Consider the following 25,584-nt stretch of genomic DNA (forward strand, 5'->3'; position numbering starts at 1 on the left):
CAGGCCACGCACCTGGTGCGTGGCCGCCCTTCCGGCTGTCTCAGACGCGCTGTTTGTCGCGTCGCAGGGCCACCCAGGCCATGTCTCCCAGCCACACGATGAGCACGGCTCCGGCCAGTTGGAGCAGGTGACGGGTCCAGTCGATGCCCTTGGTGTCGTTGACACCGATCCAGGTGGCGACCGAGTTGCCCAGCACGCTGCCGATGATTCCGAAGATCACGGTCAGCCACAGGGGGATCTGCTGCTTGCCCGGCAGGATCGCCTTTGCGATCAGTCCGAGCACCAGACCCACGATGATCGCCCACAACCAGCTCATGTCGTCGCCTCCTCTGTGGCGCGCTGTGCGCATCTGCGCCCAGTCTCGGCTTGTCCGCCATACAGCGCATGTCGGGCGCACCCGTACGCGGTACGGCGCAGGCAAGTACGCACAGGCCGGGCCCGCCCCGGTCTCGAACGCAGAGGAAGCCGGGCGTACCGTGGAGACAGTCCGGACCGGGGAGAGTCCGGCATGGCAGGCAGGCGGTGGAATGCGATGCGGAAGCAGAGCAGCGGCGAGGTCTTCCGGATCACCGGGGCGAGGCAGAGTCTCGCCGACGACGTCCGCGGCAGGCAGCGCCGCTATGTCATCTCGATGTCGGTCCGCACCCTCGCCGTGATCCTCGGCGCGGTCCTGTGGAACATCGAACGCCCGGTCGCGATCGTGGCCCTGGTGCTCGGTCTGGTGCTCCCCTACGTCGCCGTGGTGATCGCCAACGCGGGCCGGGAGAACGTCCCTTCGCTGCCGTCGACCTTCGTGTCCCCGCCGGTGCGGCCGATGCTCACGCCGCCCGCGGCCACCGGCCCGGCGGAATCCGATCCGGAGGACAACGCCGGAGCGCACGACGAGGAGCGGCTTGATCACTTGGGTGACCGCGGCTGACCACCGACGATCCGCAAAGCTCAAGAAAAGCTCAGATCAATCATGTAGTTCCGGTGCCGGGCGGCCGGTCCCCCATGACATACTTCGTACGCGCTCCGCATCCCCCGTCGGAGCGACGGACCGACGCCGGGCAGCTCCCCCCGTGGCTGCTCGGCGTCGCCTTTGTTCGGGCGCGTATGTGTTTGGGGCGGTACCTGTGAGTGACGAAAACCCGATCTGTTCCGCCAAGGGCTGCCGTGTCGACGCGGTCTGGGTGCTCGCCTGGAACAACCCGAAGCTGCACACGCCGGAGCGGCGCAAGACGTGGCTCGCGTGCGACGAACACCGCGAGCATCTCTCCCAGTTCCTCGGTGTGCGCGGCTTCCTGAAGGACGTCGTCACACTGAAGGACTGGGAGTCCGGGGACCACGAGGGCTGAGGCCCCGGGTCAGCCGCCGATCGCGGACATCGGGCGCTCGGGCTGGAGGAACGTCGGGTCGTCCAGGCCGGAACCGGCCTTCTTGCCCCACATGGCGAGCTTCCAGATACGGGCGATCTCGTCGTCCCCGCTGTCCGAGCGCAGCGCCGCGCGCAGGTCCGTCTCCTCGCTGGCGAACAGACAGGTACGCACCTGTCCGTCGGCGGTGAGCCGAGTGCGGTCGCAGGCCGAGCAGAACGGGCGGGTGACGGAGGCGATGACGCCGACGCGCTGCGGTCCGCCGTCCACCAGCCAGCGCTCGGCGGGGGCGGAGCCCCGCTCGCCGGAGCCTTCGGGCGTGAGGTCGAAGCGCGTGCGCAGGGACGCGAGGATGTCACCGGCGGTGATCATGCCGTCGCGCTTCCAGCCGTGCTGGGCGTCCAGCGGCATCTGCTCGATGAAGCGCAGCTCGTAGTCGTGCTCGACGGCCCAGGCCAGGAGTTCGGGTGCCTCGTCGTCGTTCAGCCCCGGCATCAGCACGGAGTTGACCTTGACGGGGGTGAGGCCGGCTTCGCTTGCGGCTTCGAGGCCGGCGATGACGTCCTTGTGGCGGTCGCGCCGGGTGAGGGTCTTGAAGACGTCGGGGCGCAGGGTGTCCAGCGAGACGTTGACCCGGTCGAGGCCGGCCTGCTCGAGGGCGGCGGCGGTGCGCTTGAGTCCGATCCCGTTCGTCGTCAGGGACATCTGGGGGCGGGGCTCCAACTGGGCCACGCGCTCCACGATGCCGACGAGGCCGGGGCGCAGCAAGGGCTCGCCGCCGGTGAACCTGACCTCCGTGATGCCAAGCTGGGTGACGGCGATCCGGATGAGCCGGACGATCTCGTCGTCCGTGAGCAGATCGGGCTTGGCCAGCCACTGGAGGCCCTCTTCGGGCATGCAGTACGTACACCGGAGATTGCACCGGTCGGTCAGTGAGACCCGGAGGTCGGTAGCCACTCGGCCATAAGTGTCGATCAGCACGTGGGCCCCCTCTCCGATGCGGATCTGATAGTCCGACCCTACGTGATGGGTCTGGCATGAGCGGTCTCCAGATCCCACGGGAGCGGGACGGCCGCATCGTAGATCCGTACGAGGATCCGCGAAGCGGCCGTCCGAATCCCGGGGTCAGTGGGCTCCCGTACCGGTGAGGGAGCGGACTTCGAGCTCCGCGTACTTGCCGGCGTCCGCCTTCTCCTTGGACAGGACGGTGCCGAGCCAGCCGAGCAGGAAGCCGACCGGGATCGAGATGATGCCCGGGTTCTCCAGCGGGAACCAGTGGAAGTCGACGCCCTTGAACATGGACGTCTTCGGGTTGCCGGAGACGACCGGTGAGAACAGCACCAGGAAGACCGCCGCGAAGAGGCCTCCGTAGATCGACCAGAGCGCACCCTGGGTGGTGAAGCGCTTCCAGAAGAGGCTGTAGAGGATCGTCGGCAGGTTCGCGGAGGCGGCGACCGCGAAGGCGAGCGCGACCAGGCCGGCCACGTTCAGGTCGCGGGCGAGGGCGCCGAGGCCGATGGAGACGATGCCGATGAAGACGGTCGCCCAGCGGGCCGCCTTCATCTCCTGCTTCTCGGAGGCCTTGCCCTTCTTGATGACGTTCGCGTAGATGTCGTGCGCGAACGAGGAGGACGAGGCGAGGGTCAGGCCCGCGACGACCGCGAGGATCGTGGCGAAGGCGACCGCCGAGATCGTCGCGAGGAGGATCGCGCCCCACGTCGAGTCGACCCCGCCGAGGTGGAGGGCGAGCAGCGGCGCCGCGGTGTTGCCCGCCGGGTTGGACGCGATGATCTCTTCCGGCTTGATGAGGGCGGCGGCGCCGAAGCCGAGCGCGATCGTCATCAGGTAGAAGGCGCCGATGATGCCGATAGCCCAGTTCACGGACTTACGGGCGGCCTTGGCGGTGGGGACCGTGTAGAAGCGGATCAGGATGTGCGGCAGTCCCGCGGTGCCGAGGACGAGCGCGATGCCGAGCGAGATGAAGTCGATCTTCGACGTCGACGTGGCGCCGTACTTGAGTCCGGGCTCCAGGAACGAGGCGCCCTTCCCGCCGTTGGACGCCGCCTTGCCGAGCAGGTCGGAGATGTTGAAGTTGAACTTCAGCAGGACCAGGAAGGTGAGCAGGATCGTGCCCGCGATCAGGAGCACGGCCTTGACCATCTGGACCCAGGTGGTGCCCTTCATGCCGCCGATGGTGACGTAAACGATCATGAGAAGGCCGACGAGGGCGACGATACCGACCTTGCCCGCGTCGGACGTGATGCCGAGGAGCAGCGAGACGAGGACGCCCGCGCCCGCCATCTGCGCGAGCAGGTAGAAGATCGAGACGACGATCGTGGAGGTGCCGGCGGCGGTGCGGACCGGGCGCTGGCGCATCCGGTACGCGAGGACGTCACCCATCGTGTAGCGGCCGGAGTTGCGCAGCGGCTCGGCGACCAGGAGCAGGGCGACGAGCCAGGCGACGAGGAAGCCGATGGAGTAGAGGAAGCCGTCGTAACCGAAGAGGGCGATGGCTCCGGCTATACCGAGGAACGAGGCCGCGGACATGTAGTCGCCGGAGACGGCGAGTCCGTTCTGGAAGCCGGTGAACTGGCGCCCGCCCGCGTAGAAGTCGGAGGCGTTCCTGGTCTGGCGACCCGCCCAGACGGTGATCACCAGGGTGGCGAGGACGAACACCGCGAACAGGGAGATGATCAGCGGCCGGTGCTCGCTCGCCTCACCCGCGGCGAGTACCTGCGTGACTGCGGGGCTCATGCGCCGCCCTCCATCCGGGACTTGATCGCCTCGGCCTTGGGGTCGAGCTTGGTGGCGGCGTGGCGGGAGTACCACCAGGCGATGAGGAACGTGGTCAGGAACTGGGCGAGGCCGAGGACCAGCGCGACATTGATGTTGCCGAAGAGCTTGGTGCCCATGAAGTCGCCCGCGTAGTTCGACAGCAGTACGTACAGCAGGTACCAGGCGATGAAGGCGACCGTCAGGGGGAAGGCGAACGAGCGGTGCGCGTGGCGCAGTTCGGCGAACTCCGCGCCCTCCTGCTCCGCGATGAATTCCTCCGTGGAGGGCGGTGCGGGTCGGTTGCGGGAGCCGCCTTTCGGCGGTGGCGGTGCATCGGTGGCCACGGAGTCTCCTCGCGGTGCGGGTGCGGCGGGTGAAACGGACATGTGGTTCTCAGACCTCACAGTGATCTGGATCACCTGGGCCGGGTGGCGATGGTAGGGCTACCCGGCGTGATCCGACAGGGGGCGGGGATCGTGCGCATGCCCCCTGCTCAACGTCACGGGGGCGCGCGCACACCGGTTCAACTGCGTTGCCCAGTCATGCGCTTTCTTTGGGATTTCATTGCTGGCCTGCGAGGACCCGGGATACGTTCACCCGAGCACCACGCGTCATGCACCTGCCCGGGCACCAACTGTGTTCGGGCTTTTCCATATACGACGGATGATGTGGAGATCCCATGGCTCATCTGCGCTCCAGACGCCGGCTGGCGCTCACCCTGCCGCTCGGCCTCGCGCTCACTGCGTCCCTCGGCTTCCTGCCCGGCGCCGCGTCGGCCGCACCCGCCGACCCCCCCGCCGCCACGGCCGGTTCGGCCACCGCCGACGCCGGGGCACTCGCGTACGTCGTGAACACCAGGACGGACCACCGCACCCTCGCGTCCGTGAAGAAGGCGATCGCCGACGCCGGCGGGACCCTCGTCGCCTCGTACGACCGGATCGGCGTGATCGTCGTCCACACGTCGAACCCGGACTTCGGCCGGCAGATCCGTGCCGTCAAGGGGGTGCAGTCGGCGGGCGCCACGCGTACGTCCCCGCTGGTCGCCGCCGGCACCACGGACGAGGGAGCCGCCCAGGTCCTGTCGAAGGCACAGGCCAAGTCCCTTGCCGCGCACGCCACTTCGGGCGCCGAGCCGCTCGAGGCCGACCAGTGGGACCTGCGGGCGATCGGCGCCGACAAGGCCGCGAAGATCAACCCGGGCAGCCGCGACGTCACCGTCGGCGTCATCGACACCGGCGTCGACGACACCCACCCCGACCTCGCCCCGAACTTCTCCGCCTCGCAGTCCGCGAACTGTGTCGGCGGCAAGGCGGACACGTCGCCCGGCGCGTGGCGCCCCTACGACCCGGCCGAGGACTACCACGGCACGCACGTCGCCGGTGAGATAGCCGCGGCCCGCAACGGCATAGGCGTCGCCGGGGTCGCTCCCGGTGTGAAGGTCGCGGGCATCAAGGTCAGTGACCCCAACGACGGCCTCTTCTACCCGGAGAACGTGGTCTGCGCCTTCGTGTTCGCCGCCGACCACGGCGTCGAGGTCACCAACAACAGCTATTACGTGGACCCTTGGCTCTACAACTGCATGGACGACCCGGACCAGAAGGCCATCGTCGACGCGGTCAACCGGGCCCAGCTGTACGCCCAGAAGAAGGGCACCCTCAACCTGGCGTCGGCCGGCAACTCCAACGACGACCTGGACTCGGACGCACTCGTCGACGACTCCAGCCCCGACGACTCGACGCCGGTCCACCGCACGATCGACCCGCACAAGTGCTTCGACATCCCGACGCAGCTGCCGGGCGTCGTCACCGTCAGCGCCTCGGGTCCGACGGGTGCCAAGGCGTACTACTCCAGCTACGGCAAGGGTGTCATCGACATCGCGGCGCCGGGCGGCGACAAGTTCCAGTTCCCGGACACCCCGTCGAAGAACGGCCGCATCCTGTCGACGATGCCGGGCGGCCAGTACGGCTTCCTCCAGGGCACGTCGATGGCGTCGCCGCACGCCGCCGGTGTCGCCGCGCTGCTCAAGTCGGCGCACCCGAAAGCCACTCCGGCCCAGCTCCAGGCCCTGCTCAAGGCCGAGGCCGACAACCCGGGCTGCCCCTCGGACCCGTACGACGGGGACGGCGACGGTGTCGTCGACGCCACCTGCGAGGGCGGGAAGCACGTCAACGGCTTCTACGGCTTCGGCATCGTCGACGCGCTCGACGCCGTCAAGAAGTGACGCGGACGCGACCCGCCGAGCAGCCCCGCACCAGAGGCACTCGGGGTGGCTCCGGCCGCCTGCCGCTCCACGCATCCCGAACGCAACGAACCCAGGAGACACCATGACGGCGCCCCTCGCGCGCTCCCGCTCCATCCGCCGTTCGATAGCCATCCCGGCCGGGATGGCCATGGCCACGGCGCTCGCGTTCCTGCCGAACGCGACCGCGTCGGCCGCGGGTCAGGCCCCTCAGGCCCCGGTCGCCACGGACGGCCCCTCGCTCAGCTATGTGGTCAACGTCCGTTCCGGACACGGCACTTCGGCCGCCGTCCAGAAGGAGATCACCAAGGCCGGCGGCACCGTCGTCATCGCGTACGACAAGATCGGTGTCATCGTCGCGCACTCCTCGAACCCGGACTTCGCGAAGACCATCCGCAAGGCCCGCGGGGTCGACTCGGCGGGTGCCACGCGCACCGCCCCGCTGCCCGCCCAGTCCACGACCGACCTCGGCACCCCGAAGGCGCTGACCGCCACCCAGCTGGCGGCCACGGCCGGTCAGGCCGCCGCCGGGCAGGACCCGCTGGAGCCCTTGCAGTGGGACCTGCCCGCCATCAAGGCGGACAAGGCGCACGAGAAGTCCCTCGGCAGCAGGAAGGTCACCGTCGCGGTGATCGACACCGGCGTCGACGACACCCACCCGGACATCGCGCCGAACTTCGACCGCGGGGCGTCCGCGAACTGTGTGTCGGGCAAGCCGGACACGACGGACGGCGCCTGGCGTCCCAGCGCCTCGGAGAGCCCGCACGGCACGCACGTCGCGGGTGAGATCGCGGGCGCCAAGAACGGCGTCGGCATCACGGGTGTCGCGCCCGGCGTGAAGGTCTCGGGCATCAAGGTGGGCAACCCGGACGGCTTCTTCTACACGGAGGCCGTGGTGTGCGGCTTCGTGTTCGCGGCCGAGCACGGCGTCGACGTCACCAACAACAGCTATTACACCGACCCGTGGTACTTCAACTGCACGGACGACCCGGACCAGAAGGCCCTGGTGAAGGCCGTCGCGCGGGCCTCGCAGTACGCGGAGAAGAAGGGCGCCGTGAACGTCGCGGCGGCGGGCAACGAGAACTACGACCTCGCCTCCGACGAGATCACCGACCCGTCGAGCCCGAACGACACGACCCCGGGCGACCGGGTCGTCGACCCGTCCAAGTGCTTCGACATCCCGACGCAGCTGCCGGGCGTCGTCACGACCGCGGCGACCGGGGCCAAGGGCCTCAAGTCGTCGTTCTCCAACTACGGTCAGGGCACCATCGACATCGCGGCCCCCGGCGGCGACTCGACGGCGTACCAGAAGCCGGCGCCGCCCGCCACGAGCGGCCTGATCCTCGGCCCGCTGCCCGGCGGCAAGTGGGGCTACATGGCCGGTACGTCGATGGCGTCCCCGCACGTCGCCGGCGTCGCCGCGCTGATCAAGTCGACGCACCCGCACGCCTCCGCGGCGGCCGTGAAGGCGCTCCTGTACGCACAGGCCGACGCCACGCCGTGCACCGACCCGTACGACATCGACGGCGACGGCAAGGTCGACGCGGTGTGCGAGGGCGGCAAGAACAAGAACGGCTTCTACGGGCACGGCATCGCCGACGCCCTGGACGCGGTGACCAAGTAACCGCGTAGGCATGGCAGTTCAGGTGGGCCGGGCGGTTGCGTCCGGCCCACCTGTGTCGTTCCGGAGGCCGTGCGCGATAGTGCCTGCATGACACATGCACCGGTGGGTGAGGGAACGCGGGCGGCCTGGGCAGCGCTCGGCGGCGACCCGGCCCTGACCTCGCACCTCGCATCCGTGGTAAGGGAAGGGGCGCTGCCCGCGCGGCTGCCCGTGATCGACCTGGCACGCGCGTGCGTGGGCGCGTGCTCGCTGGCCGCGGCCGAGCTGGCCGCCCGGCGCACCGGACGGCCCGTACCCCGCGTGGTCGTCGACGACGGTGCCCTGGCCACCGCGTTCGTCAGCGAGCGGCATCTGCTGATCGACGGGCGCGCGACGGTCAACTTCGCGCCGCTGTCCCGGTTCTGGCACACGGCGGACGGGTGGCTGCGCACCCACGCCAACTATCCGCACCACCGGGCACGGCTCCTGGCCGCCCTCGGGCTCGGCGACGACGCGTCCGTGGAGCGGGTCGCCGCGCTGCTCGCGGAGCGGTCGGCCGCCGAGGTCGAGGAGACCGTGTACGCCGCCGGGGGCCTGGCCGTCGCCCTGCGCACCATGGAGGAATGGGCCGCGCACCCTCAGGCAGTGGCGATCGCCGGGCGGCCGCTGCTCGACCGGGAGCGGCTCGACAAGGCGGCGCCCCGGTCGCTGCCCCCGCTCACGGGCGACCCGCTGCTGCCCGCGTCCGGCCTTCGCGTCCTCGACCTGACGCGGGTCACCGGCGGTCCCGTCGCCACACGCACCCTCGCGCTGTTCGGCGCGGACGTGCTGCGCGTCGACGCCCCGCAGCTGCCGGAGGATCCGGAGGCGCACGCGGACACCGGGTTCGGGAAGCGGTCCACGCGGCTCGATCTGACGGGCGCGGCGGACCGGCGCGCCTTCGAGGACCTCCTCGCGGACGCGGACGTCGTCGTGACCGGCTACCGGCCCGGCGCCCTCGACCGGTTCGGCCTCGCCCCCGAGGCGCTGGCCTCCCGCAGGCCCGGGCTCGTCGTGGCGCAGCTGTCCGCGTGGGGTGCGTACGGGCCGTGGGGCGAACGGCGCGGCTTCGACAGCGTGGTGCAGGTGGCCACGGGCATCGCGGCCGTCGAGGGGTCCGGGGAGCGGCCGGGGGCATTGCCCGCGCAGGCCCTGGACCACGGCACGGGCTATCTCCTGGCGGCGGCCGTCCTGCGCGCCGTCACCGAACAGCTGGACGAGGGCGGCACGCGCGCGCTGCGGCCGGCGCTCGCCCGGACCGCGCACTGGCTGACGCGGGAGCTCCCGCACGGGCCCAGCGCGGCCACGGAGACGTACGACGCCGAGAACCCGGAGCGCTGGCTCACGAAGACCGACAGTCCCGCGGGACGGCTGCGGCACGCGCTGCCGCCGGCCGGATTCACCGGAGGGCCCGTCAACTGGGCGCGCCCGCCAGGGCTTTGGGGTGCCGACTCGCCCGAGTGGCGGCATGGCTGAAGCCGCCCGCTCAGGCGGAATGACACTGCGCCAGTTGTTTTCCTGGACTTGCCCGGATCTGTCACACCTGGTGAAGATCATGTGGTGAGTTCCATACGACCGACCACCGAGGTGCCCGCCCCCGGCGGGGACGACTCCGCCCTTCCCGCCCGACGGCCCGCGACCGGGCGGGCCGTCCTTGTGCTCGTCCTCGTGTCCGCGGCCGCGGTGATCCCCCTGCTCGGGCCCTCCGCCGCCCTTGACGGCACGGGAGAGGCAGCGGCGCCCGGGGTCACCGGCGTGGCGCTCCTTCGGACGGTCCTGTTCGCCGCCCTGTGCGTACAGGCGGGCGAGGTGTTCGCGGCGCGGCTGGCCCGGCGGGTGCCCGGGGCGCCGTCCGTGGACGCACCGCGCGGCTGGTCGGCGTACGCGCCCTGGGCGGGGTTCCTGGCCGCGCTGGGGCTCGCGTCGATCGTGGCGAACGGCAACCTCGTGCCGCACGCACTCTCCGACCTGGACATCGCCGGGCTCTACGGGACCAGGGACGGCACCCTCGCCCTCCTTGAGGTCAACGCCTTCGTGGTGGCGGCCCTGTGTGCTCGTTCTCGCCGCCCGGCGACCGCTCTGGCGCCGCTGGCCGCCGTCGTGGTGGCCGAGGCGCTGCGCGCCCACCCACCGGCCGAGCACACGGCGTATCTGGGCGCGGCCCTGACCGTCGTCCATCTGACGTGTGCCGCGCTGTGGGTGGGCGGTCTGTTGCACGTTCTGCGGACGTTGCGCCGCTGGCGGGCGACGGCGCCTGAGGCGGGAGCCGCGCTGCTGGGGCTCTACGCGCGCGTGGCGGCCGTCCTGCTCGCCGCCATCACGGCGACCGGTGTGTGCAGCACGCTGCGCCGGATGCCGGTCGGCACGGTCCTCGACCAGTTGGTGACGACAGCCTACGGGCGCACCCTGTTGGCGAAGGTGATCCTCGTGGCCGTCGTCTCCGTGTTCGCGCTGGCCGCGCGGGGGCGGCTGCGCCACGGCGACCTGGGGGCCGCGTACGTGCCCGCGCGCGCGGAGGTGGCCGCCTTGGGCGTGGTGGTCGCGGTGTCGGCCGTCCTGACCGCGCTGCCGCTCCCGATCCGCTGGTCGTGAACCCCCGCGCGCAGAAGGTCAGTTCGTGACGAGCACCTTGAGCGCGGTGCGCTGGTCCATCGCCTTGTAGCCGTCGGGGACGCCTTCGAGGCCGACGGTCAGGTCGAAGACGGGCGACGGGTCGATCGTGCCGTCGAGGATGTCGGGCAGCAACTGCGGGATGTACGTGCGCACGGGCGCGACGCCGCCACGCAGGGCGATGTTCCGGTCGAACATGACGCTCAGGTCGAGACCGGTGCCGCTGCCGTGCGGCACGCCGACGAAGCCGATGGCGCCGCCGTCGCGGGTGATGTTCACGGCCGTGCTCATGGACTGCTCCGTGCCGACGGCCTCGATCACGGCGTGGGCGCCCTGGCCGCGGGTCAGCTCACGGACGGCCTCGATCGCCGCGTCACCGCGCTCGGCGACGACGTCGGTGGCGCCGAAGCGGCGCGCGATGTCGGTACGGACCTGGTGGCGGCCGAGCGCGATGATCCGCTCGGCGCCGAGCCGCTTGGCCGCGAGGACCGCGCACAGGCCGACGGCGCCGTCACCGACGACGGCGACCGTGGCGCCCGCGCGCGCACCCGCGCCGAGCGCGGCGTGGTGGCCGGTGCCCATGACGTCGGAGAGCGTGAGCAGCGCGGACAGGAGGTGCTCGTCGGAGGCGGCGTCGGCGGGCAGCTGGACGAGGGTGCCGTCCGCGTACGGGACGCGGACCGCTTCGCCCTGGCCGCCGTCGTAACCGACCGCGCCCCAGAAGCCGCCGTGCTCGCAGGAGGTGGTGAGGCCCTCGGTGCAGTAGTCGCAGACCCCGTCCGACCACATGAAGGGGGCGACGACCAGGTCGCCGCGCCGGACGCCGGTCACCTCGGAGCCGGTCTCCTCGACGATGCCGAGGAACTCGTGTCCGATGCGCTGGCCGGGCCGGCGTGCCGCCTCGCCGCGGTACGCCCACAGGTCGCTGCCGCAGATGCAGGCCCGCAGGACCCTGACGACGGCGTCGGTGGGGAGCTGGACGACGGGCTCCGGCACGTCCTCCACGCGCATGTCGAACGGGGCATGGATGGTGGTGGCGCGCATGAGTGGGGGTCCTTCGTGCTGGTCACAGGCGCCGCTGACGGATCGCGTGCGGGGCGCCTCAGGTGGTGGTCGTGCGCCTTTCACGGTACGCCGCCACCGGTACCGCCCGCGCGCCGAGGGGGTGTCCGAGCCCGCCGCGCGCCAGCAGGTACTGGGCGGCGAGGTAGGTGAGCATCACCCAGAAGTCGGGCCGAGGAAGCTGCGGCCAGTCGGCGACGCCGGTCGCGATGAGGGTGTCCGACAGCAGGAAGAGCGCGCCGCCCCATCCCGCCATGGCGCCCAGGCGCGAGGAGCCGTACGCCATGGCGGTCAGGAGCAGGCTGTAACCGGCGACGGGCCCGCGCATGTCGGCCGGCAGATCGGGCCACAGGAGCGCCACGGTCGTCACGAGCGCGATGCCGTACGCGGCCGCGAGGAGGGCGCCACGCGCGCGTGGCGTGCCCGCGCGCTTGAAGAGCACGAGGTAACAGACGTGTCCGGCGGCGAAGGACCCCATGCCCGCGAGGAACGCGATGTCGGCGTCGAAGAGCAGCAGCACGTCGCCGCCCCACCCGAGGAGCAGCGCGGCGGTCAGGAGCCGGGGGCCGCCTCTGACGGCGACGTACGCGGCGAGCAGCGGCATGAGGAGCGGCTTGGCGGCGGTGTGCACGGCGTCGGTCCCGGCGAGCAGGGCGATCAGGTCGACGGCGGACGCCAGGGCGAAGGCGGCGAGCAGGAGGCGTGCCGCGCGCTCACGGGTGGGGACCGGCGCCCCTCCGGGCGCCGGGGCCGGAGTCGGAGTCGGCGTCACGCGGCGCCCTCGGCTGCCTTCTCGGTGGTCTGGCCCGCAGCGGGGGCCGGGACCGGCGTGGGCGCGTCCTTCGGCTGCCACCCCGGCCCGCCGAACACCCGGCCGCCGCGCTCGCGCCAGCTGCCGGCCGCCTTCACGTCCCTGGCGATGGCCGCGTACTCGTGCGTGGCGACCCGCAGGGGGTTGTACGTGCCGATGTTCTTGGTCAGGCCGAACACCGGGCGCTCGACCTCGGGCACGAAGGACCCGAAGAGGCGGTCCCAGACGATGAGGATGCCGCCGAAGTTGCGGTCCAGGTAGCCGCCCTGGGAGGCGTGGTGGACGCGGTGGTGGGAGGGCGTGTTGAGGACGAACTCCCAGGCGCGGGGCAGTTTGTCGATGCGCTCGGTGTGGATCCAGAACTGGTAGACGAGGTTCACCGACGAGCAGAACGCGAGCGCGGCCGGGTGCACGCCGCACGCGATGAGCGGCAGGTAGAAGGGCCACACCGTCAGGCTCGTCCACGGCTGGCGCAGCGCGGTCGACAGGTTGAACTTGCGGCTGGAGTGGTGCACGACGTGGCAGGCCCACAGGATGCGGATGACGTGGTGCCCGCGGTGCGACCAGTAGTAGAAGAAGTCCTGCGCGAGGAGCATCAGCGGGATCGTCCACCACAGGATCGGCACGCGCAGCGGCGTCAGCTCGTAGACCGCCGTGTAGATCGCGACGATCGGGATCTTCCACAGGAAGTCGAAGACGAGGCTGCCGAGGCCCATGCCGATGCTCGTCGCGGCGTCCTTGGTCTCGTAGCCTGCGGCGTCGTCGTCGGGATGGATGCGTACGCTCACGATCTCGACGACGGTGAGCAGCACGAAGGCCGGGATCGACCAGAGCACGACATCGGGCAGGTTCGGCGACATGCCTGCACCGTAAAGCCGCGGACGGGCCACGGCTAGACGGTGTTACCGACAAGTATTACCTGCGGTACGTCGCTTGTTGTTGGTGCCTTCCCCCATTGATCTCCGCCGGTTCCCGCGCGTTCACTCAGACACCGGCCGCCCCCAGGAGCGACCCCGCCCCGTACGTCACGGCCATGGCGAGCGCCCCGCCCGCCATGTTCCGCCACACCGCGGGCCGCACCGCCGCCGCCCCCATCCGGGCGCTGCTCCAGCCGGTGAGGGCGAGCGCCCCCAGCACGGAGACCACGGTGACGGGCAGCCGCCAGGCGCTGGGCGGCAGGACGATCGCGAGCAGCGGCAGCAGCGCGCCCGCGGTGAAGGCGAGGAAGCTCGCCCAGGCGGCGTGCCACGGGTTGGTGAGGTCGTCGGGGTCGATGCCGAGCTCCACGCGCGCGTGCGCCCGCAGCGCGTCACGCGAGGTGAGCTGCTCTGCGGCCTCCCGCGCCACTTCCGGGCTGAGCCCTCGGTCCTCGAGCAGCCCCGTCAGCTCCACGAGTTCGGCTTCCGGGTACTCGCGCAGCTCCCGCTTCTCCTGCGCGAGCGCCGCCTTCTCCGAGTCGCGCTGCGTGGACACGGAGACGTACTCCCCCGCGGCCATCGACATGGAGCCGGCGAGCAGCCCGGCGAGGCCCGCCGTCAGGAGCGTGCTGCGGTCCTCGGTGGCGCCGGCCACGCCGACGACGAGCCCGGCGGTGGACACCACGCCGTCGTTGGCGCCGAGCACGGCGGCGCGCAGCCAGTTGAGCCTCGCTCCGAGCGCGCCGCCGTGGGACTCCTCGTGCGGTGCGTCCTGCACATCGTCAGTCACCCGACGAGCATCGCACCGTAGGTCACCAGATCCGGACCGACCCTCCCCGGGCGAACACCGGACTTGTCGCGTCCTTCGGCGCCTCGTCGAGGGGTTCGTCCAGTTCCTGGACGGTCGGTCCGACGCGGGCCGCGATCGGGTCGAGCAGGCCGAGGTCGAAGCCGTAGACGCGGGCCGTGTTGCCGCCGACCATCGCGGCGACCTCGTCGCGCGGCAGCCCCGCGTACGCGATCCGCAGCCCTTCGCGCGTGTACGGGTAGGTGCCCTCGTCGTGCGGGTAGTCGCTGCCCCACATGATCTTGTCGAGGCCGATACGGTCGCGCAGCGGCACCTCGTGCGGGCGCATGAAGCTGGCCCCCACGTAGCAGTTCTCGCGCCACACCTCGGACGGCCCCTTGCCCATCGAATCGGCCAGCCCCGCACCGAACTTGGACTCCGCCGTGTTCGCCCGCGTCGCCGCGGCCACCAGGCGCCCGTGGTAATAGTCCAGCATGTCCAGGACCCCGGGGATCCAGCCCGAACCCTGTTCGGTGAGGACCAGCTTCAGGCCGGGGTGACGGCGGAACGCGCCGCCGAACACCAGGTGCCACAGGGCCCGGTGCGAGAACCACGTCGTCTCCACCATGAACACGGCGCGCGCGGCCGGTTCGTCGCCGAGCGGCGGGGACGCCGAGCCCGCGTGGTGGTTGACCGGCACGCCGAGCTCGGCGCAGGTCGCCCAGATCGGGTCGTACGCGGCCGAGTACAGCTCGGGAAGGCCTGAGCCGGGCGGTGTGCCGGGCAGCAGCAGCCCGCCCGTGAGACCGGCGGCCGCGGCCCACCTGATCTCCTTGACGGCCTCGTCGACGTCGTTGAGGAGGATCTGGAAGACGCCCGCCCTGCGCCCCGGGGCGGCGGCGCAGAAGTCGGCGAGCCAGCGGTTGTGGGCGCGCAGCCCCGCCCAGCGCCGCGTGAACTCCTCGCGCGTCGGGGCCGGGGCCATCAGGGACGCGGACGGGAAGAACGGCGGGATCGTGTTAGGGAAGACGACCTCCGCGACGATGCCGTCCTGTTCGAGCTCGGCGATACGCCGGTCCGAGTTCCAGTTCCGGTCGGCGGTGTCCGCGAGCAGGTCGGCGTACGGATTGACGTAGCTCGCCGCCCACGCGTCGAACGCGTCGTGGTGGCGGGACTCCAAGTAGGGCCGGTAGTCGAGGAGATCGGCTCCCGCGTGGCAGTCCGCGGAGATCACGGTGTAGCGCTCGCTCATGGGGTCACCCCCAGGGTGGGGAAGTCGTGATCGGTCAGCCAGTGGCGGCCCACCTCGCGCGAGCGCGCCCAGGAGGCCTCGACGGCCGGCTGGTCGGCGTCCTGGCCGAGTTCGGCGGGGGCCGGGCCGATGCGGGCGGCCAGCGGGGCCAGTTTCTCCGTGTCGAAGCCGAAGACCTCGGCGGCGGCGAGCCCCAGCATGCGCCGGGTCTCCGCCACCGGGATGTCGTGGAAGGTCTTCTTCAGCCACGCGCGCGTGTCGGGCCAGGTGCCCTCAGGGTGCGGGAAGTCGCTGCCCCAGAGGATGTTGTCGACGCCGATCTCGTAGCGCTGGGCGAGTTCGCGGCGCTTGGTGTTGGTGGCGCAGATGAACACCTGGCGGTCCAGGTACTCGTGCGGGGAGCGTTTCAGCTCCGCGAACGGCGAGAGCTTCTTGCCGCCGTGCGCGCCCAGGTAGAGGCGGTCCATGAACCACAGCAGGTTGGGCAGCCACCAGCAGCCCGACTCCGCGACACCGAACTTCAGGCCCGGGTGGCGCTCGAAGACGCCCGACCAGAGCATGAACCACAGCGGCCGCGCGGGCCACCACGTCACTTCGGAGACATAGATCCCGAGATGGTCGCCGTACTCGTGGCGGGGCGCCGCCCCGGAGTGCGTGACCACGGGCATCGCGCACTCCGCAGCCGCGGCCCACACGGGGTCGTAACGTCGGTCGTGGTAGGGCGCCTTGTCGACCCACATGGAGGGGATCATCAGCGCGCCGAGCCCCGAGTCCTTGGCCCGGTGGACCTCGGCGACGACGCGGTCCACCTCACCGGTGATGGGCAACAGGGCGACTCCGCAGTGCCGTTCGGGGTGTTCGGACACGAAGTCGGCGAGCCAGCGGTTGTGCGCCTGGGCACCCGCCATGCCGAGCTCCGGGTCCTGGTCACCGGAGAGCCCGAGCCCCACACCGAAGGGCGCGGCAGTCCGGCTGTCCACGGCGTCCGCGTCGGGGAAAATGACCTCGGCGGCCACCCCGTCGCCGTCCAGCTCCTTGAGGCGCTGCGCGGTGTCCCAACCACCGCGCAGGCCTTCCGAGTTGTCGGCGAACCATTGGGCGGCGAAGGCGTCGTTGCGGATGCCGAGCCGCGTCGCCTCCTCGCGGCGAGCGCCCCGCTCGCCGAGGAACTCGTCGAAGGCGCGGTGGAAACGGCTGTCCAGATAAGGCCGGTACTCCTCGGTGGGCAGCCCGGCGTGGCAGTCGGAGGAGATGATCAGGTAGGGATCCTGGTCGGTCATCACATGCCCTTCAGTCCAGAATGAAGCTCTCCAGGTACGCCGGGTTCGCGCGCTCCAGCATCGAGGCGGACCTGGCCTTGATCTGCCGGTCGCTGTGCTCGCTCTGCGGCAGCAGCCAGAAGCGGCCGGCACCGATGCCCTCGGCCACGAAGTCCGCGACCTCCTCGACCGGCGTGAACTCCACCTCCTGGCCCGCCTCCTTCATCGCGGACTCCCACTGGCCGAGGCTGCGGTACGGGGTCCTGCGCGGCCTCTCCTTGGCGTACCGCTCGGGCCGGTTGCGGTGCGACTCCCACAGCCCGGTGCGCAGCATGTGGGGTCCGGGGAAGAGCACGGAGGCGCCCACGCGCGCGTGCTCCGCCTTCAGGTGCGCGTACAGGGACTCGGTCATCGTCACGACGGCAGCCTTGGTGACCGCGTACACGGAGGCGGTGGGCAGCGGAGCGATGCCGCCGTCGCCGGAGGACGTGTTGACGACGTGGCCGGGCGCGCCGCCCTCGATCATGCGCGGCACGAAGGCCTGGATGCCGTGGAAGACGCCCCACACGTTGACCTCGAAGGCCCACTTCCAGTCGTTCGGTTCGTGCTGCCACATGCGGCCCTCGGCGCCCGAGCCGACGCCCGCGTTGTTGCACAGGACATGGACGGCGCCGAACTTGTCGTACGCCGCGTCCGCGAGGGCGAAGACCTGCCCTCGGTCGCCGACGTCGACCACGCGCGCGTGCACGGTGGCACCGTCCTCGCGCAGGCCGGCGGCGGCCTTCTCCAGGGCGGACTCCTCGACGTCCGCGAGCACTACCTTCAGGCCGTCCGCCGCGAACCGCCGTGCCATCGCAAGGCCGATGCCGCTCGCCGCGCCCGTGACGACGGCGACCTGTCCCGCCTCCAGCCGCATCAGACGCTCCCCTCGGGCGGCCCGTCGAGGATCTGCTGCGGGTCGTCGTAGCGCTGGTGGATGTACGGCAGCAGGGCCTGCGCGCTGACGCGTTCGACGACCCTGCCCTTCTGGTCGGTCGTCTTCTCGCCGATGGTGAGCTCGACGACGGCGCGCACCGGAAGGTCGGCAACCGGGTCGTACATCGACTCCCGCAGGACCACGTCCCCGGTGATCCGCTCCAGCTTGCGGACCTTCTCGTTGCGCAGGCAGTGCACGAGCACCGGCTCCATGTCGAAGCCCGAACCGTCCACCGCGGGGAGGAACTTGAAGTAGAAGTCCGTCTTGAGCGCCGGCTCCGGCAGGGGCAGGGCGCCGCTCACCGCGCCGCGCACCTCCACGAAGGCGATGCCGTGCCGGGCGAGTGCCGCGCGCACCACGAGGCCCTCGCGCTCGACGCTCACCTCGCCGAGCTTCTTGGGCTCGCCGAAGACCTCACGGCCGCCGATCAGGGCGCGCTCGTGCGTCATCGGCATGACGAGCGGATACCAGCCCTCGACGCCGCCGTGCTCGGCGGCGACGGAGACCGAGCCGGCTCCCAGGGGGTAGCCGGACAGGTCGACCTTGCTGATGTTGGCCCGCACCAAAGGGCGTTCGGTGGGCTTGAGCGGGGGCGGAAGTACCGCGGCGACCGCGTCCGGGTCGCTCTCCCAGACGGCCACCACCCCCGTGGACCAGATGTCGGGGAGCTTCGAGCTCGCGGTGCGCGCGGCGGAGATCTCCGCCTCCGTGCGTGCTCCGTATCGAATGCGTGCCATGTCGTACCACCCTTCGTCGGCGCGGACTTGCGTGGACGGGCGTGCACTTGCGGATGCTCTGTAACACAGTTACAACAGCTTTCGTGAAGGGTAAAGACACGCGCACACATCTCGACAGGGAACAGGTCCTCGCCGCCGCCGCGAAGCTGGTGAAACAGCAGGGCCCGCAGTCCCTGACGATGCGCAAGCTCGCCGCCGAGCTCGGCACCGCCGTCACCTCGATCTACTGGCACGTCGGCAACCGCGAGTCGCTGCTCGAGGCCCTGGTCGAGCGCACCGTCGCCGACCTCGCGGAGATCCGCCCCCGCGGCGCCACACCGGAGCAGCGCGTCGCCTCCGTCGCCCGCGCCCTGCGCCGGCAGCTGCGCGACCATCCGCACCTCGTCGCGATGGTCCACGAACGCGGCCTGACCGAGCGGATGTTCCTGCCCGCACAACAGGTCCTCGTGCGCGAGGTGCACGCCGCGGGCCTGCGCGGGACCCGCGCCGCAGGGGTCGTACGGGCGGTGCAGTTCCATGTCGTCGGCCATGTCCTGGTGGAGCGTCAACGTGAGCGCGCGCCCGTGCAGCGGCCCGGCGAGGAGGAGCTGTGGGGCGCGCGGACGGCGGAGGGCGACGCCTCCCTGGCCCGCGCGCTCAGCCTTCCGGCCGACCCGGAGAAGGTGTTCGACGCCTCCGTCAGGGCCCTGGTGTCAGGCCTGTTGCGGACATAACGGACGTCGCCGCGGGACCGGGCGACGGAGGTGTCAGTCGTGGCCCGTATCCTCATGGACCATGCTCGAAGACCAGACGACCGCCGCGTCCGCCGCTCCTTGGCCGGCCGCGTATCCGCAGGGATACGCGGTCGTCGACGTGGAGACCACCGGCCTCTCCCGGGACGACCGGATAATCTCCGCAGCCGTCTACCGGCTCGACGCGCGGGGCGAGGTCGAGGACCACTGGTACACGCTGGTCAACCCCGAGCGCGACCCGGGCCCCGTCTGGATCCACGGACTGACGAACGACGTACTCGAAGGCGCACCCCTCTTCAAGGACATCGCCGAGGAGTTCGCGACCCGGCTCGACGGCCGCGTGCTCGTCGCCCACAACGCGGTCTTCGACTGGTCGATGATCGCCCGGGAGTACGCCCGCGCGGAGCGCACCGCCCCCGTCCGCCAGCGCCTGTGCACCATCGCGCTGTCCAAGGAGCTCGGCCTTCCCCTGCCCAACCACAAGCTGGAGTCCCTCGCCGCACACTTCGGCGTCGTCCAGCGCAACGCGCACCACGCGCTCGACGACGCGCGCGTGCTCGCCGAGGCGTTCCGGCCGAGCCTGCGGGCCGCCGCGAGCGGCGGGGTGCGGCTGCCCCTGCTCGAGTGCAGGCCGCTCACGGAGTGGACGGACGGCGCGGCGCGCATCGGTCGCCAGGGCTCGGCCCCGTCGTCGTCCTCGTACGGGGGCGGCGGGACGTGGCGCCCGTCGCGCAAGCGGCAGCCGTGCCCGTACCCGAACCCCGGGCGGTACGAACCGGGCAAACAGCTCAAGCAGGGCATGCGGGTGGCGTTCTCCGGAGACACCTCGGTGGACCGCGAACTCCTGGAGGACCGCGCCGTCGAAGCCGGGCTGCACATCGCGACGAGCCTGTCCCGGCTCACCAGCGTCCTCGTCACGAACGACCCCGACTCGTACACGTCGAAGGCCGTCAAGGCGAAGCAGTACGGGACACCGGTCATCGACGAGGCGGCCTTCGGGCAGCTCCTGCGGGACGTGGCCCCGGCGTCAGACGGGTGATTGCGCGGCGACTCGCCCACTCGCCGCTCGCCCCGCGCGACCTCGACGCCCACCCTGTGGCGCATGGCACGTTGTGAGGTCTGCGGAAACGACTACGGAATGTCCTTCGAGGTGCACGCGCAGGGCGCGGTGCACGTCTTCGACTGTTTCTCCTGCGCCATCCACCGCATGGCACCGATCTGCGAGCACTGCCGGTGCCGCATCGTCGGCCAGGGAGTAGAGGTCGACGGGCACTGGTACTGCGGGGCGCACTGCTCCCGCGCGGAGGGGAAGGTGGGGATCGTCGACAAGGTCTGAGCCCTCCGGCACACCCCCGTGATGTCGCCCCACGACCGAGTTGTACGGTCGTGGGGTGTACCGCTTCCTGTTGTCCCGGCAGTGGGTGATCCTCACCCTCATCACCCTCCTCCTCATCCCCACGATGATCGAGCTGGGCTTCTGGCAGCTGCACCGTCACGAGCACCGCGTCGCGCAGAACGATCAGATCGGTGCCGCGCTCGCCGCGAAGCCGCTGCCCGCCGAGCAGCTCACCTCCCCCGGGAAGCCCGTTCCCAAGGCCGAGATCCACCGCAGGGTCTCCGCGAAGGGGACGTTCGACACCGCGCACGAGGTCGTCGTGCGGCGCCGCACGAACACCGACGACGAGGTCGGCTTCCACGTCCTGACCCCGTTCGTCCTCGACGACGGCAAGGTGCTCCTGGTCAACCGCGGCTGGATCCCGGCCGACGGCGCGCAGACCGCGTTTCCGAAGATCCCGGCGCCCGCGCGCGGCGAGATCACCGTCACCGGCCGCCTCCTGGCCGACGAGACGACCGCCGCGAGCGGCATCAAGGACATCAAGGGCCTGCCGGACCGTCAGATCATGCTGATCAGCAGCGGCCAGCAGGCCAAGGCACTCGGCAAACAGGTCCTCGGCGGATTCATCGAGCAGACGTCGCCCGACCCCAAGGGCAACACCCCCCAGCTGATCCCCACGCCCAACCACAGCGACATCGGCCCGCACATGGCGTACGCGGTCCAGTGGTGGCTGTTCGCCGCGGCCGTGCCCGTCGGCTTCGTCGTGCTGGTCCGGCGCGAGCGCCGCGACCGCGCCGAGGCGGCGGCGGCCGAGGAGGCCCCCGCGGGCCCCGAACCCGCCACGGTGTAGGACCCGGAGCCACCGCCGCACGCGCGTTCGCCCTCACCCGCCCGGCCCTCGGTGGGATTGGCGGCCCCGTCCGCCGGGAACCCGCCTCACGTGCACCGACCCCTTGAGGACTACGCGCTCATCGGCGACCAGCAGACGGCCGCCCTCGTCTCCCGTGCCGGATCCGTCGACTGGCTCTGCCTCCCACGCTTCGACTCGGCGGCCTGTTTCGCCGCGCTCGTGGGCAAGGAGGAGAACGGCCACTGGCAGCTCGCCCCGAAGGACGCGGGCGACTGCACCCGCCGCTCCTACCGCCCCGGCACCCTCGTCCTCGACACGGAGTGGGACACCGACGAGGGCAGCGTCCGGGTCACCGACCTGATGCCGCAGCGCGACGAGGCCCCCGACCTCGTACGTATCGTCGAGGGGCTCAGAGGCCGCGTCACGATGCGCGGCACCCTGCGCCTGCGCTTCGACTACGGGTCGATCGTGCCGTGGATGCGCAGGTCCGACGGCCACCGCGTGGCCGTCGCGGGGCCCGACTCGATGTGGCTGCGCAGCGAACCCCCCGTACGCACCTGGGGCAAGGACCTCACCACCCACTCCGAGTTCACCGTCGAGGAGGGTGAGTCCGTCGCGTTCGTGCTGACCTGGCACCCGTCGCACGAGCCGCGCCCCGGCCTCATCGACCCGTTCGAGTCCCTGCGCCGCTCCCAGGAGGCGTGGGAGGAGTGGTCGGCGCAGTGCCGCTACGAGGGCCCGCAGAAGGACGCGGTCCTGCGCTCCCTGCTCACCCTGAAGGCGCTCACGTTCGAACCGACCGGCGGGATCGTCGCCGCGCCCACCACGTCACTGCCGGAGGAGCTCGGCGGCGTGCGCAACTGGGACTACCGGTACTGCTGGCTGCGCGACTCGACCCTCACCCTCGGCGCGCTCGTGTCGGCCGGCTATCTCGACGAGGCCGAGGCATGGCGGGACTGGCTGCTGCGCGCGGTCGCGGGCGACCCGGCGGACCTGCAGATCATGTACGGGCTCTCGGGCGAGCGCCGCCTGCCCGAGATCGAACTCCCGTGGCTCGCCGGATACGGCCACTCCGTCCCCGTACGCGCGGGCAACGACGCCGTGCACCAGCTCCAGCTCGACGTGTACGGAGAGGTGATCGACTCGCTCGCCCTGGCACGGCTCGCGGGTATGCCGTCCGAGCCGCACGCGTGGCGGCTCCAGCTGGCCCTCGTGGAGTTCCTGAGCACCGCGTGGCGCCGGCCCGACCAGGGGCTCTGGGAGGTCCGCGGGCCGCGCCGGCACTTCGTGCACTCGAAGGTGATGGCGTGGGTGGCCGCCGACCGCATCGTCGGGGCCCTTGAGGACGAGCCCGGCCTGCCGGGCGATCTCGACGCCATAAGGCGGCTGCGCGACGACATCCACCGTGACGTCCTGGAGCGCGGATACGACGCGGAACGCAACACGTTCACCCAGTACTACGGCTCGACCGAGCTCGACGCGTCACTGCTGATCATCCCCCGCGTCGGCTTCCTGCCGCCGGACGACCCGCGCGTCCTCGGCACCGTCCGGGCGGTCCGCGACGAGCTCTCCGACAACGGCTTCGTGCGCCGCTACAGCGCCGAGGCGACCGGCGTCGACGGACTCCCGGGCCGCGAGGGCACGTTCCTCGTCTGCTCGTTCTGGCTCGCGGACGCACTGCATCTGACGGGGCACACGAAGGAGGCCCGCGAGCTGTTCGACCAGCTCTGCGCGCTCAGCAACGACGTGGGGCTGCTCGCCGAGGAGTACGACCCCGTGTCGGGGCGCCAGCTCGGGAACTTCCCGCAGGCCTTCAGCCATATCGGCCTGGTGGGGACCGCCCTCACACTGTTCGGGACCGGCGAGGCAGGATAGGGCCCATGGATCTTGGACTGAAGGACCGTGTCTACGTCGTCACCGGCGCCACCCGCGGCCTGGGCAACGCCGCCGCGCGTGAGCTCGTCGCCGACGGCGCGAAGGTGATCATCACCGGGCGGGACGAGAAGCGGGTGGCCGAGGCCGCCGAAGCGCTCGGCGAGAACGCCGTGGGCATCGCCGCCGACAACTCCGACCCCACCGTCGCGCGGCGCCTGATCGACGCCGCGCGCGAGAACTTCGGCGGCTTCGACGGCGTACTGATCAGCGTCGGCGGGCCGGCCCCCGGCTTCCTCGCGGACAACACCGACGAGCAGTGGGAGTCGGCCTTCGAGTCGGTCTTCCTCGGCGCGGTGCGGCTCGCCCGCTCGGCCGCGGCCGAACTCGGTGAGGGCGGTGTCATCGGCTTCGTGCTCTCCGGCTCCGTCCACGAGCCGATCCCCGGCCTGACCATCTCCAACGGCCTGCGCCCCGGGCTCGCCGGGTTCGCGAAGTCCCTCGCGGACGAGCTGGGCCCGCGCGGCATCCGCGTCGTCGGGCTCCTCCCGGCGCGGATCGACACGGACCGGGTCCGTGAGCTCGACGGCCTCTCCGCCGACCCGGAGGCGACCCGCGTCGCCAACGAGGCGCGCATCCCGCTGCGCCGCTACGGCAGGCCGGAGGAGTTCGGCCGCGCCGCCGCGTTCTTCCTCTCGCCCGCCGCGTCGTACCTCACGGGCGTGATGCTCCCGGTGGACGGCGGCTCCCGGCACGGCTTCTGAGCCGGCGGGCCTTTCAGGTCAGCTCACGCGCTCCGCGCGGTGCTTCACCGCGCGGAGCCGTACCTCGGCCGGCAGAGCGGCGAGCCCGGCGGAGTCCCGCGCGTGGCCCAGGGCCTCCTCGCTGATCCGCTGAAGCGCGGCCCCGGGCTCCGCGTGCGGTTCGAGGAGCAGGCCCATGCGTACGTGGGGTGCGGAGCGCCGCCCGGTCAGGAGGACCCCGGCGCTCTCCACGCCGTCGAGCGACTCCGCCTCGCTGACGAGGACCCCTTCGAGCGCCCGGCCGCGCAGCAGCGCGCCCTCGCCGTCCCCGGTGTCGACGAGGACCTCGGCAAGCCGGTGCCGGCGCAGCTGGGCGACCAGCCACCACAGCGCGAGCAGCACGCAGACGGCGAGCACGGCGATGACGACCGGCCACCACCAGCCGTCGCCGCGCCACCGGTAGCGGTCCGCCCTGCTCAGCAGCACGTCGTGCCGCCCGTCGTAGATCCACCAGTACGGCGGGGGCGTGCCGAGTCCGACGGCGAGTACGGACCCACCGAACACGACGAGGATCAGTCCGACAAGGCCGACGACGACGCGGTTCACGGTCCTGAGCACGGGGCTCATCCCTTCTTTCCGGGCCGCGACACCTGTACGGACAGACCGGGCGGGGCGGTGAGCCCAAGCCCCTTGACGGTCTCGCCGATCACGGCATCCAGGTCGGCGCGTACGTCGTCGAGTTGACGGAAGTGCGAGACGGCCCGCACCTCGGCCTTGGAGCGCTTCATCCGTACGCGTACGGACTGCACGCCCGCCACCTCCATGGCCCGGTCACGCAGGACCATGGCGGCCGCGTCGCGGTGCAGTCCGGCCCGTACGTCGGTGTGGGTGCGGCGCATCGGCAGGACGGCGCGGAGGCCGGGCGTAGCGGCGAGCACGATCAGCCACAGCCCGAGCGCGGCGGCCACCCCGGCGCCGACCAGCACCCACACGTTGTCCAGGGGCCGGTCGGCGAGTTCGCGGGCGAGGGCGCGCCGCCAGTGCATCGCGGAGTGGCCCGCGCGCACGGCAGCGATGTCGTAGAGCAGGATCCCGGCGCCGCCGAGGAGGACGATCGCCACCAGTGCGGCGGGGATCCGGCGCGACGACCAGAAGCGGCCGGTGCCGTGCTCGCCCTCCGACGTGGGCAGCGCCTTGTAGGTGGCCGCAGAGCCCGACTGGCCGAACTGGTCGAGCTCGCCCTGCCCGCGTTCGACTACGGGCAGGGGCTGTGTGGGCTCGCTCATCGGATCCTCCGCTGTGCCGCGCCGCGATCGTGCTCCGAGTGCAGCCGCTCCACCTGGACGGCCACCTCGGGCACCTCCATCCCCGCCAACGCCTTTACCCGCTCGGCGACTTGGCGACGCACGGCGCCGCACTGCGTTCCGATGTCGCCGGGGTAGTCCAGTTCGAGACTGATCCGCACATGGGCGATGTCGTGGCGCACGGAGACGGTGGCGTGCGGGGCGCTGCCGTCCGCCGGAACGGCCGGGAGCGCCTCACGCGCCGCTTGTGCGGCGATCTTCGCGACGACCCGGTCGGCGATCCGGGTCGCGCCGCGATCGGCGGGCGCGACCTGCGTCGCCACCGG

At 71.5% G+C, this 25,584-nt stretch carries 27 protein-coding genes; 12 read left to right on the top strand and 15 right to left on the bottom strand.

All coding sequences use genetic code 11. The features are described 5' to 3' along the window. Positions 1-40: 40 nt before the first annotated feature. Positions 41-316, bottom strand: a complete 276-nt coding sequence (locus tag ACWFR4_RS00005; RefSeq protein ID WP_266565814.1) for a GlsB/YeaQ/YmgE family stress response membrane protein — start codon at positions 314-316, stop codon at positions 41-43. A 216-nt stretch (positions 317-532) separates the two neighbouring features. Between ACWFR4_RS00005 and ACWFR4_RS00010 the strand changes: the two genes are divergently transcribed. Together ACWFR4_RS00010 and ACWFR4_RS00015 are read left to right on the top strand one after the other, a co-directional pair. Next, positions 533-919, top strand: coding sequence for a DUF3099 domain-containing protein (locus ACWFR4_RS00010; protein ID WP_453467918.1), 387 nt, complete (start codon positions 533-535; stop codon positions 917-919). 196 nt (positions 920-1,115) lie between these two features. Beyond that, positions 1,116-1,337, top strand: coding sequence for a hypothetical protein (locus ACWFR4_RS00015; protein ID WP_453649967.1), 222 nt, complete (start codon positions 1,116-1,118; stop codon positions 1,335-1,337). A gap of 9 nt (positions 1,338-1,346) precedes the next feature. Here ACWFR4_RS00015 and moaA read toward each other — a convergent pair whose 3' ends face one another. The 3 genes from moaA to ACWFR4_RS00030 all read right to left on the bottom strand — a co-directional run bounded on the left by moaA (position 1,347) and on the right by ACWFR4_RS00030 (position 4,474). After that, positions 1,347-2,336 (bottom strand): GTP 3',8-cyclase MoaA, encoded by a 990-nt coding sequence (moaA, locus tag ACWFR4_RS00020; RefSeq protein ID WP_453649969.1) that lies wholly within the window; start codon positions 2,334-2,336, stop codon positions 1,347-1,349. A gap of 144 nt (positions 2,337-2,480) precedes the next feature. Continuing rightward, positions 2,481-4,109 (bottom strand): solute symporter family protein, encoded by a 1,629-nt coding sequence (locus tag ACWFR4_RS00025; protein WP_453649971.1) that lies wholly within the window; start codon positions 4,107-4,109, stop codon positions 2,481-2,483. Then, positions 4,106-4,474 carry a DUF485 domain-containing protein gene (locus tag ACWFR4_RS00030; protein ID WP_453467924.1) on the bottom strand — a complete coding sequence of 123 codons (369 nt, stop codon included), beginning with the start codon at positions 4,472-4,474 and terminating at the stop codon, positions 4,106-4,108. The genes ACWFR4_RS00025 and ACWFR4_RS00030 overlap by 4 nt, the downstream gene beginning before the upstream one ends. A gap of 335 nt (positions 4,475-4,809) precedes the next feature. Here ACWFR4_RS00030 and ACWFR4_RS00035 point away from each other — a divergent pair, with 335 nt between their 5' ends. The 4 genes from ACWFR4_RS00035 (at position 4,810) to ACWFR4_RS00050 (ending at position 10,603) form a co-directional block, all read left to right on the top strand. Continuing rightward, on the top strand, positions 4,810-6,351 hold the full coding sequence (locus ACWFR4_RS00035) for a S8 family peptidase (protein ID WP_453649973.1): 1,542 nt from the start codon (positions 4,810-4,812) through the stop codon (positions 6,349-6,351). Between the two features lie 103 nt (positions 6,352-6,454). After that, on the top strand, positions 6,455-7,993 hold the full coding sequence (locus ACWFR4_RS00040) for a S8 family serine peptidase (protein WP_453467928.1): 1,539 nt from the start codon (positions 6,455-6,457) through the stop codon (positions 7,991-7,993). An 87-nt stretch (positions 7,994-8,080) separates the two neighbouring features. Then, complete coding sequence (locus ACWFR4_RS00045; RefSeq protein WP_453649975.1) at positions 8,081-9,487, top strand: CoA transferase; 1,407 nt, start codon at positions 8,081-8,083, stop codon at positions 9,485-9,487. Between the two features lie 84 nt (positions 9,488-9,571). Further along, on the top strand, positions 9,572-10,603 hold the full coding sequence (locus ACWFR4_RS00050) for a CopD family protein (RefSeq protein WP_453649977.1): 1,032 nt from the start codon (positions 9,572-9,574) through the stop codon (positions 10,601-10,603). 18 nt (positions 10,604-10,621) lie between these two features. Here ACWFR4_RS00050 and ACWFR4_RS00055 read toward each other — a convergent pair whose 3' ends face one another. The 8 genes from ACWFR4_RS00055 to ACWFR4_RS00090 all read right to left on the bottom strand — a co-directional run bounded on the left by ACWFR4_RS00055 (position 10,622) and on the right by ACWFR4_RS00090 (position 18,422). After that, the gene (locus ACWFR4_RS00055) at positions 10,622-11,665 is read right to left on the bottom strand and encodes a zinc-dependent alcohol dehydrogenase family protein (protein WP_376542379.1); all 1,044 of its coding nucleotides are present in this window, start codon (positions 11,663-11,665) and stop codon (positions 10,622-10,624) included. Positions 11,666-11,723: 58 nt separating this feature from the next. Then, a complete protein-coding gene (locus tag ACWFR4_RS00060) occupies positions 11,724-12,455 on the bottom strand; it encodes a lysoplasmalogenase (protein ID WP_453649979.1) in 732 nt (243 codons plus the stop codon). Then, on the bottom strand, positions 12,452-13,354 hold the full coding sequence (locus tag ACWFR4_RS00065; protein ID WP_453464164.1) for a sterol desaturase family protein: 903 nt from the start codon (positions 13,352-13,354) through the stop codon (positions 12,452-12,454). Before ACWFR4_RS00065 ends, ACWFR4_RS00060 begins: the two co-directional genes overlap by 4 nt. 124 nt (positions 13,355-13,478) lie before the next feature. Continuing rightward, on the bottom strand, positions 13,479-14,201 hold the full coding sequence (locus ACWFR4_RS00070) for a VIT1/CCC1 transporter family protein (protein WP_453464161.1): 723 nt from the start codon (positions 14,199-14,201) through the stop codon (positions 13,479-13,481). Between the two features lie 22 nt (positions 14,202-14,223). Beyond that, the gene (locus tag ACWFR4_RS00075; RefSeq protein ID WP_329435781.1) at positions 14,224-15,450 is read right to left on the bottom strand and encodes an amidohydrolase family protein; all 1,227 of its coding nucleotides are present in this window, start codon (positions 15,448-15,450) and stop codon (positions 14,224-14,226) included. After that, positions 15,447-16,730 (bottom strand): amidohydrolase family protein, encoded by a 1,284-nt coding sequence (locus tag ACWFR4_RS00080; RefSeq protein ID WP_453649981.1) that lies wholly within the window; start codon positions 16,728-16,730, stop codon positions 15,447-15,449. Before ACWFR4_RS00080 ends, ACWFR4_RS00075 begins: the two co-directional genes overlap by 4 nt. Positions 16,731-16,740: 10 nt before the next feature. Next, entirely contained in the window at positions 16,741-17,625 is an 885-nt protein-coding gene (locus ACWFR4_RS00085) for an SDR family NAD(P)-dependent oxidoreductase (protein ID WP_453649983.1), read from the bottom strand. Next, positions 17,625-18,422, bottom strand: coding sequence for an acetoacetate decarboxylase family protein (locus tag ACWFR4_RS00090; protein WP_453464153.1), 798 nt, complete (start codon positions 18,420-18,422; stop codon positions 17,625-17,627). Before ACWFR4_RS00090 ends, ACWFR4_RS00085 begins: the two co-directional genes overlap by 1 nt. An 83-nt stretch (positions 18,423-18,505) precedes the next feature. On the opposite strand from ACWFR4_RS00090, the gene ACWFR4_RS00095 reads away from it, so the two are divergent. From ACWFR4_RS00095 to ACWFR4_RS00120, 6 genes are all read left to right on the top strand, one after another. Beyond that, the gene (locus tag ACWFR4_RS00095) at positions 18,506-19,135 is read left to right on the top strand and encodes a TetR/AcrR family transcriptional regulator (protein WP_453464150.1); all 630 of its coding nucleotides are present in this window, start codon (positions 18,506-18,508) and stop codon (positions 19,133-19,135) included. Positions 19,136-19,196: 61 nt separating this feature from the next. Continuing rightward, on the top strand, positions 19,197-20,192 hold the full coding sequence (locus ACWFR4_RS00100; protein WP_266565783.1) for a DEDDh family exonuclease: 996 nt from the start codon (positions 19,197-19,199) through the stop codon (positions 20,190-20,192). Between the two features lie 63 nt (positions 20,193-20,255). Continuing rightward, a complete protein-coding gene (locus ACWFR4_RS00105; protein WP_100592621.1) occupies positions 20,256-20,489 on the top strand; it encodes a hypothetical protein in 234 nt (77 codons plus the stop codon). A gap of 55 nt (positions 20,490-20,544) precedes the next feature. After that, entirely contained in the window at positions 20,545-21,339 is a 795-nt protein-coding gene (locus ACWFR4_RS00110) for an SURF1 family cytochrome oxidase biogenesis protein (protein WP_453649985.1), read from the top strand. 90 nt (positions 21,340-21,429) lie between these two features. Continuing rightward, a complete protein-coding gene (locus ACWFR4_RS00115) occupies positions 21,430-23,214 on the top strand; it encodes a glycoside hydrolase family 15 protein (RefSeq protein WP_453649987.1) in 1,785 nt (594 codons plus the stop codon). 5 nt (positions 23,215-23,219) lie between these two features. Then, on the top strand, positions 23,220-23,975 hold the full coding sequence (locus ACWFR4_RS00120) for an SDR family oxidoreductase (RefSeq protein ID WP_453649989.1): 756 nt from the start codon (positions 23,220-23,222) through the stop codon (positions 23,973-23,975). 18 nt (positions 23,976-23,993) lie between these two features. On the opposite strand, the gene amaP is transcribed toward ACWFR4_RS00120, so the two are convergent. From amaP to ACWFR4_RS00135, 3 genes are read right to left on the bottom strand one after another with little or no spacing between them, the layout of a single operon-like run. Then, positions 23,994-24,581, bottom strand: a complete 588-nt coding sequence (gene amaP, locus ACWFR4_RS00125; protein WP_453649991.1) for an alkaline shock response membrane anchor protein AmaP — start codon at positions 24,579-24,581, stop codon at positions 23,994-23,996. After that, the gene (locus ACWFR4_RS00130; protein ID WP_453649993.1) at positions 24,578-25,240 is read right to left on the bottom strand and encodes a DUF6286 domain-containing protein; all 663 of its coding nucleotides are present in this window, start codon (positions 25,238-25,240) and stop codon (positions 24,578-24,580) included. The genes amaP and ACWFR4_RS00130 overlap by 4 nt, the downstream gene beginning before the upstream one ends. Next, complete coding sequence (locus ACWFR4_RS00135) at positions 25,237-25,581, bottom strand: hypothetical protein (protein ID WP_453464130.1); 345 nt, start codon at positions 25,579-25,581, stop codon at positions 25,237-25,239. Before ACWFR4_RS00135 ends, ACWFR4_RS00130 begins: the two co-directional genes overlap by 4 nt. Between the last annotated feature and the right edge of the window lie 3 nt (positions 25,582-25,584).

Source organism: Streptomyces sp. NPDC055140, assembly GCF_053607285.1.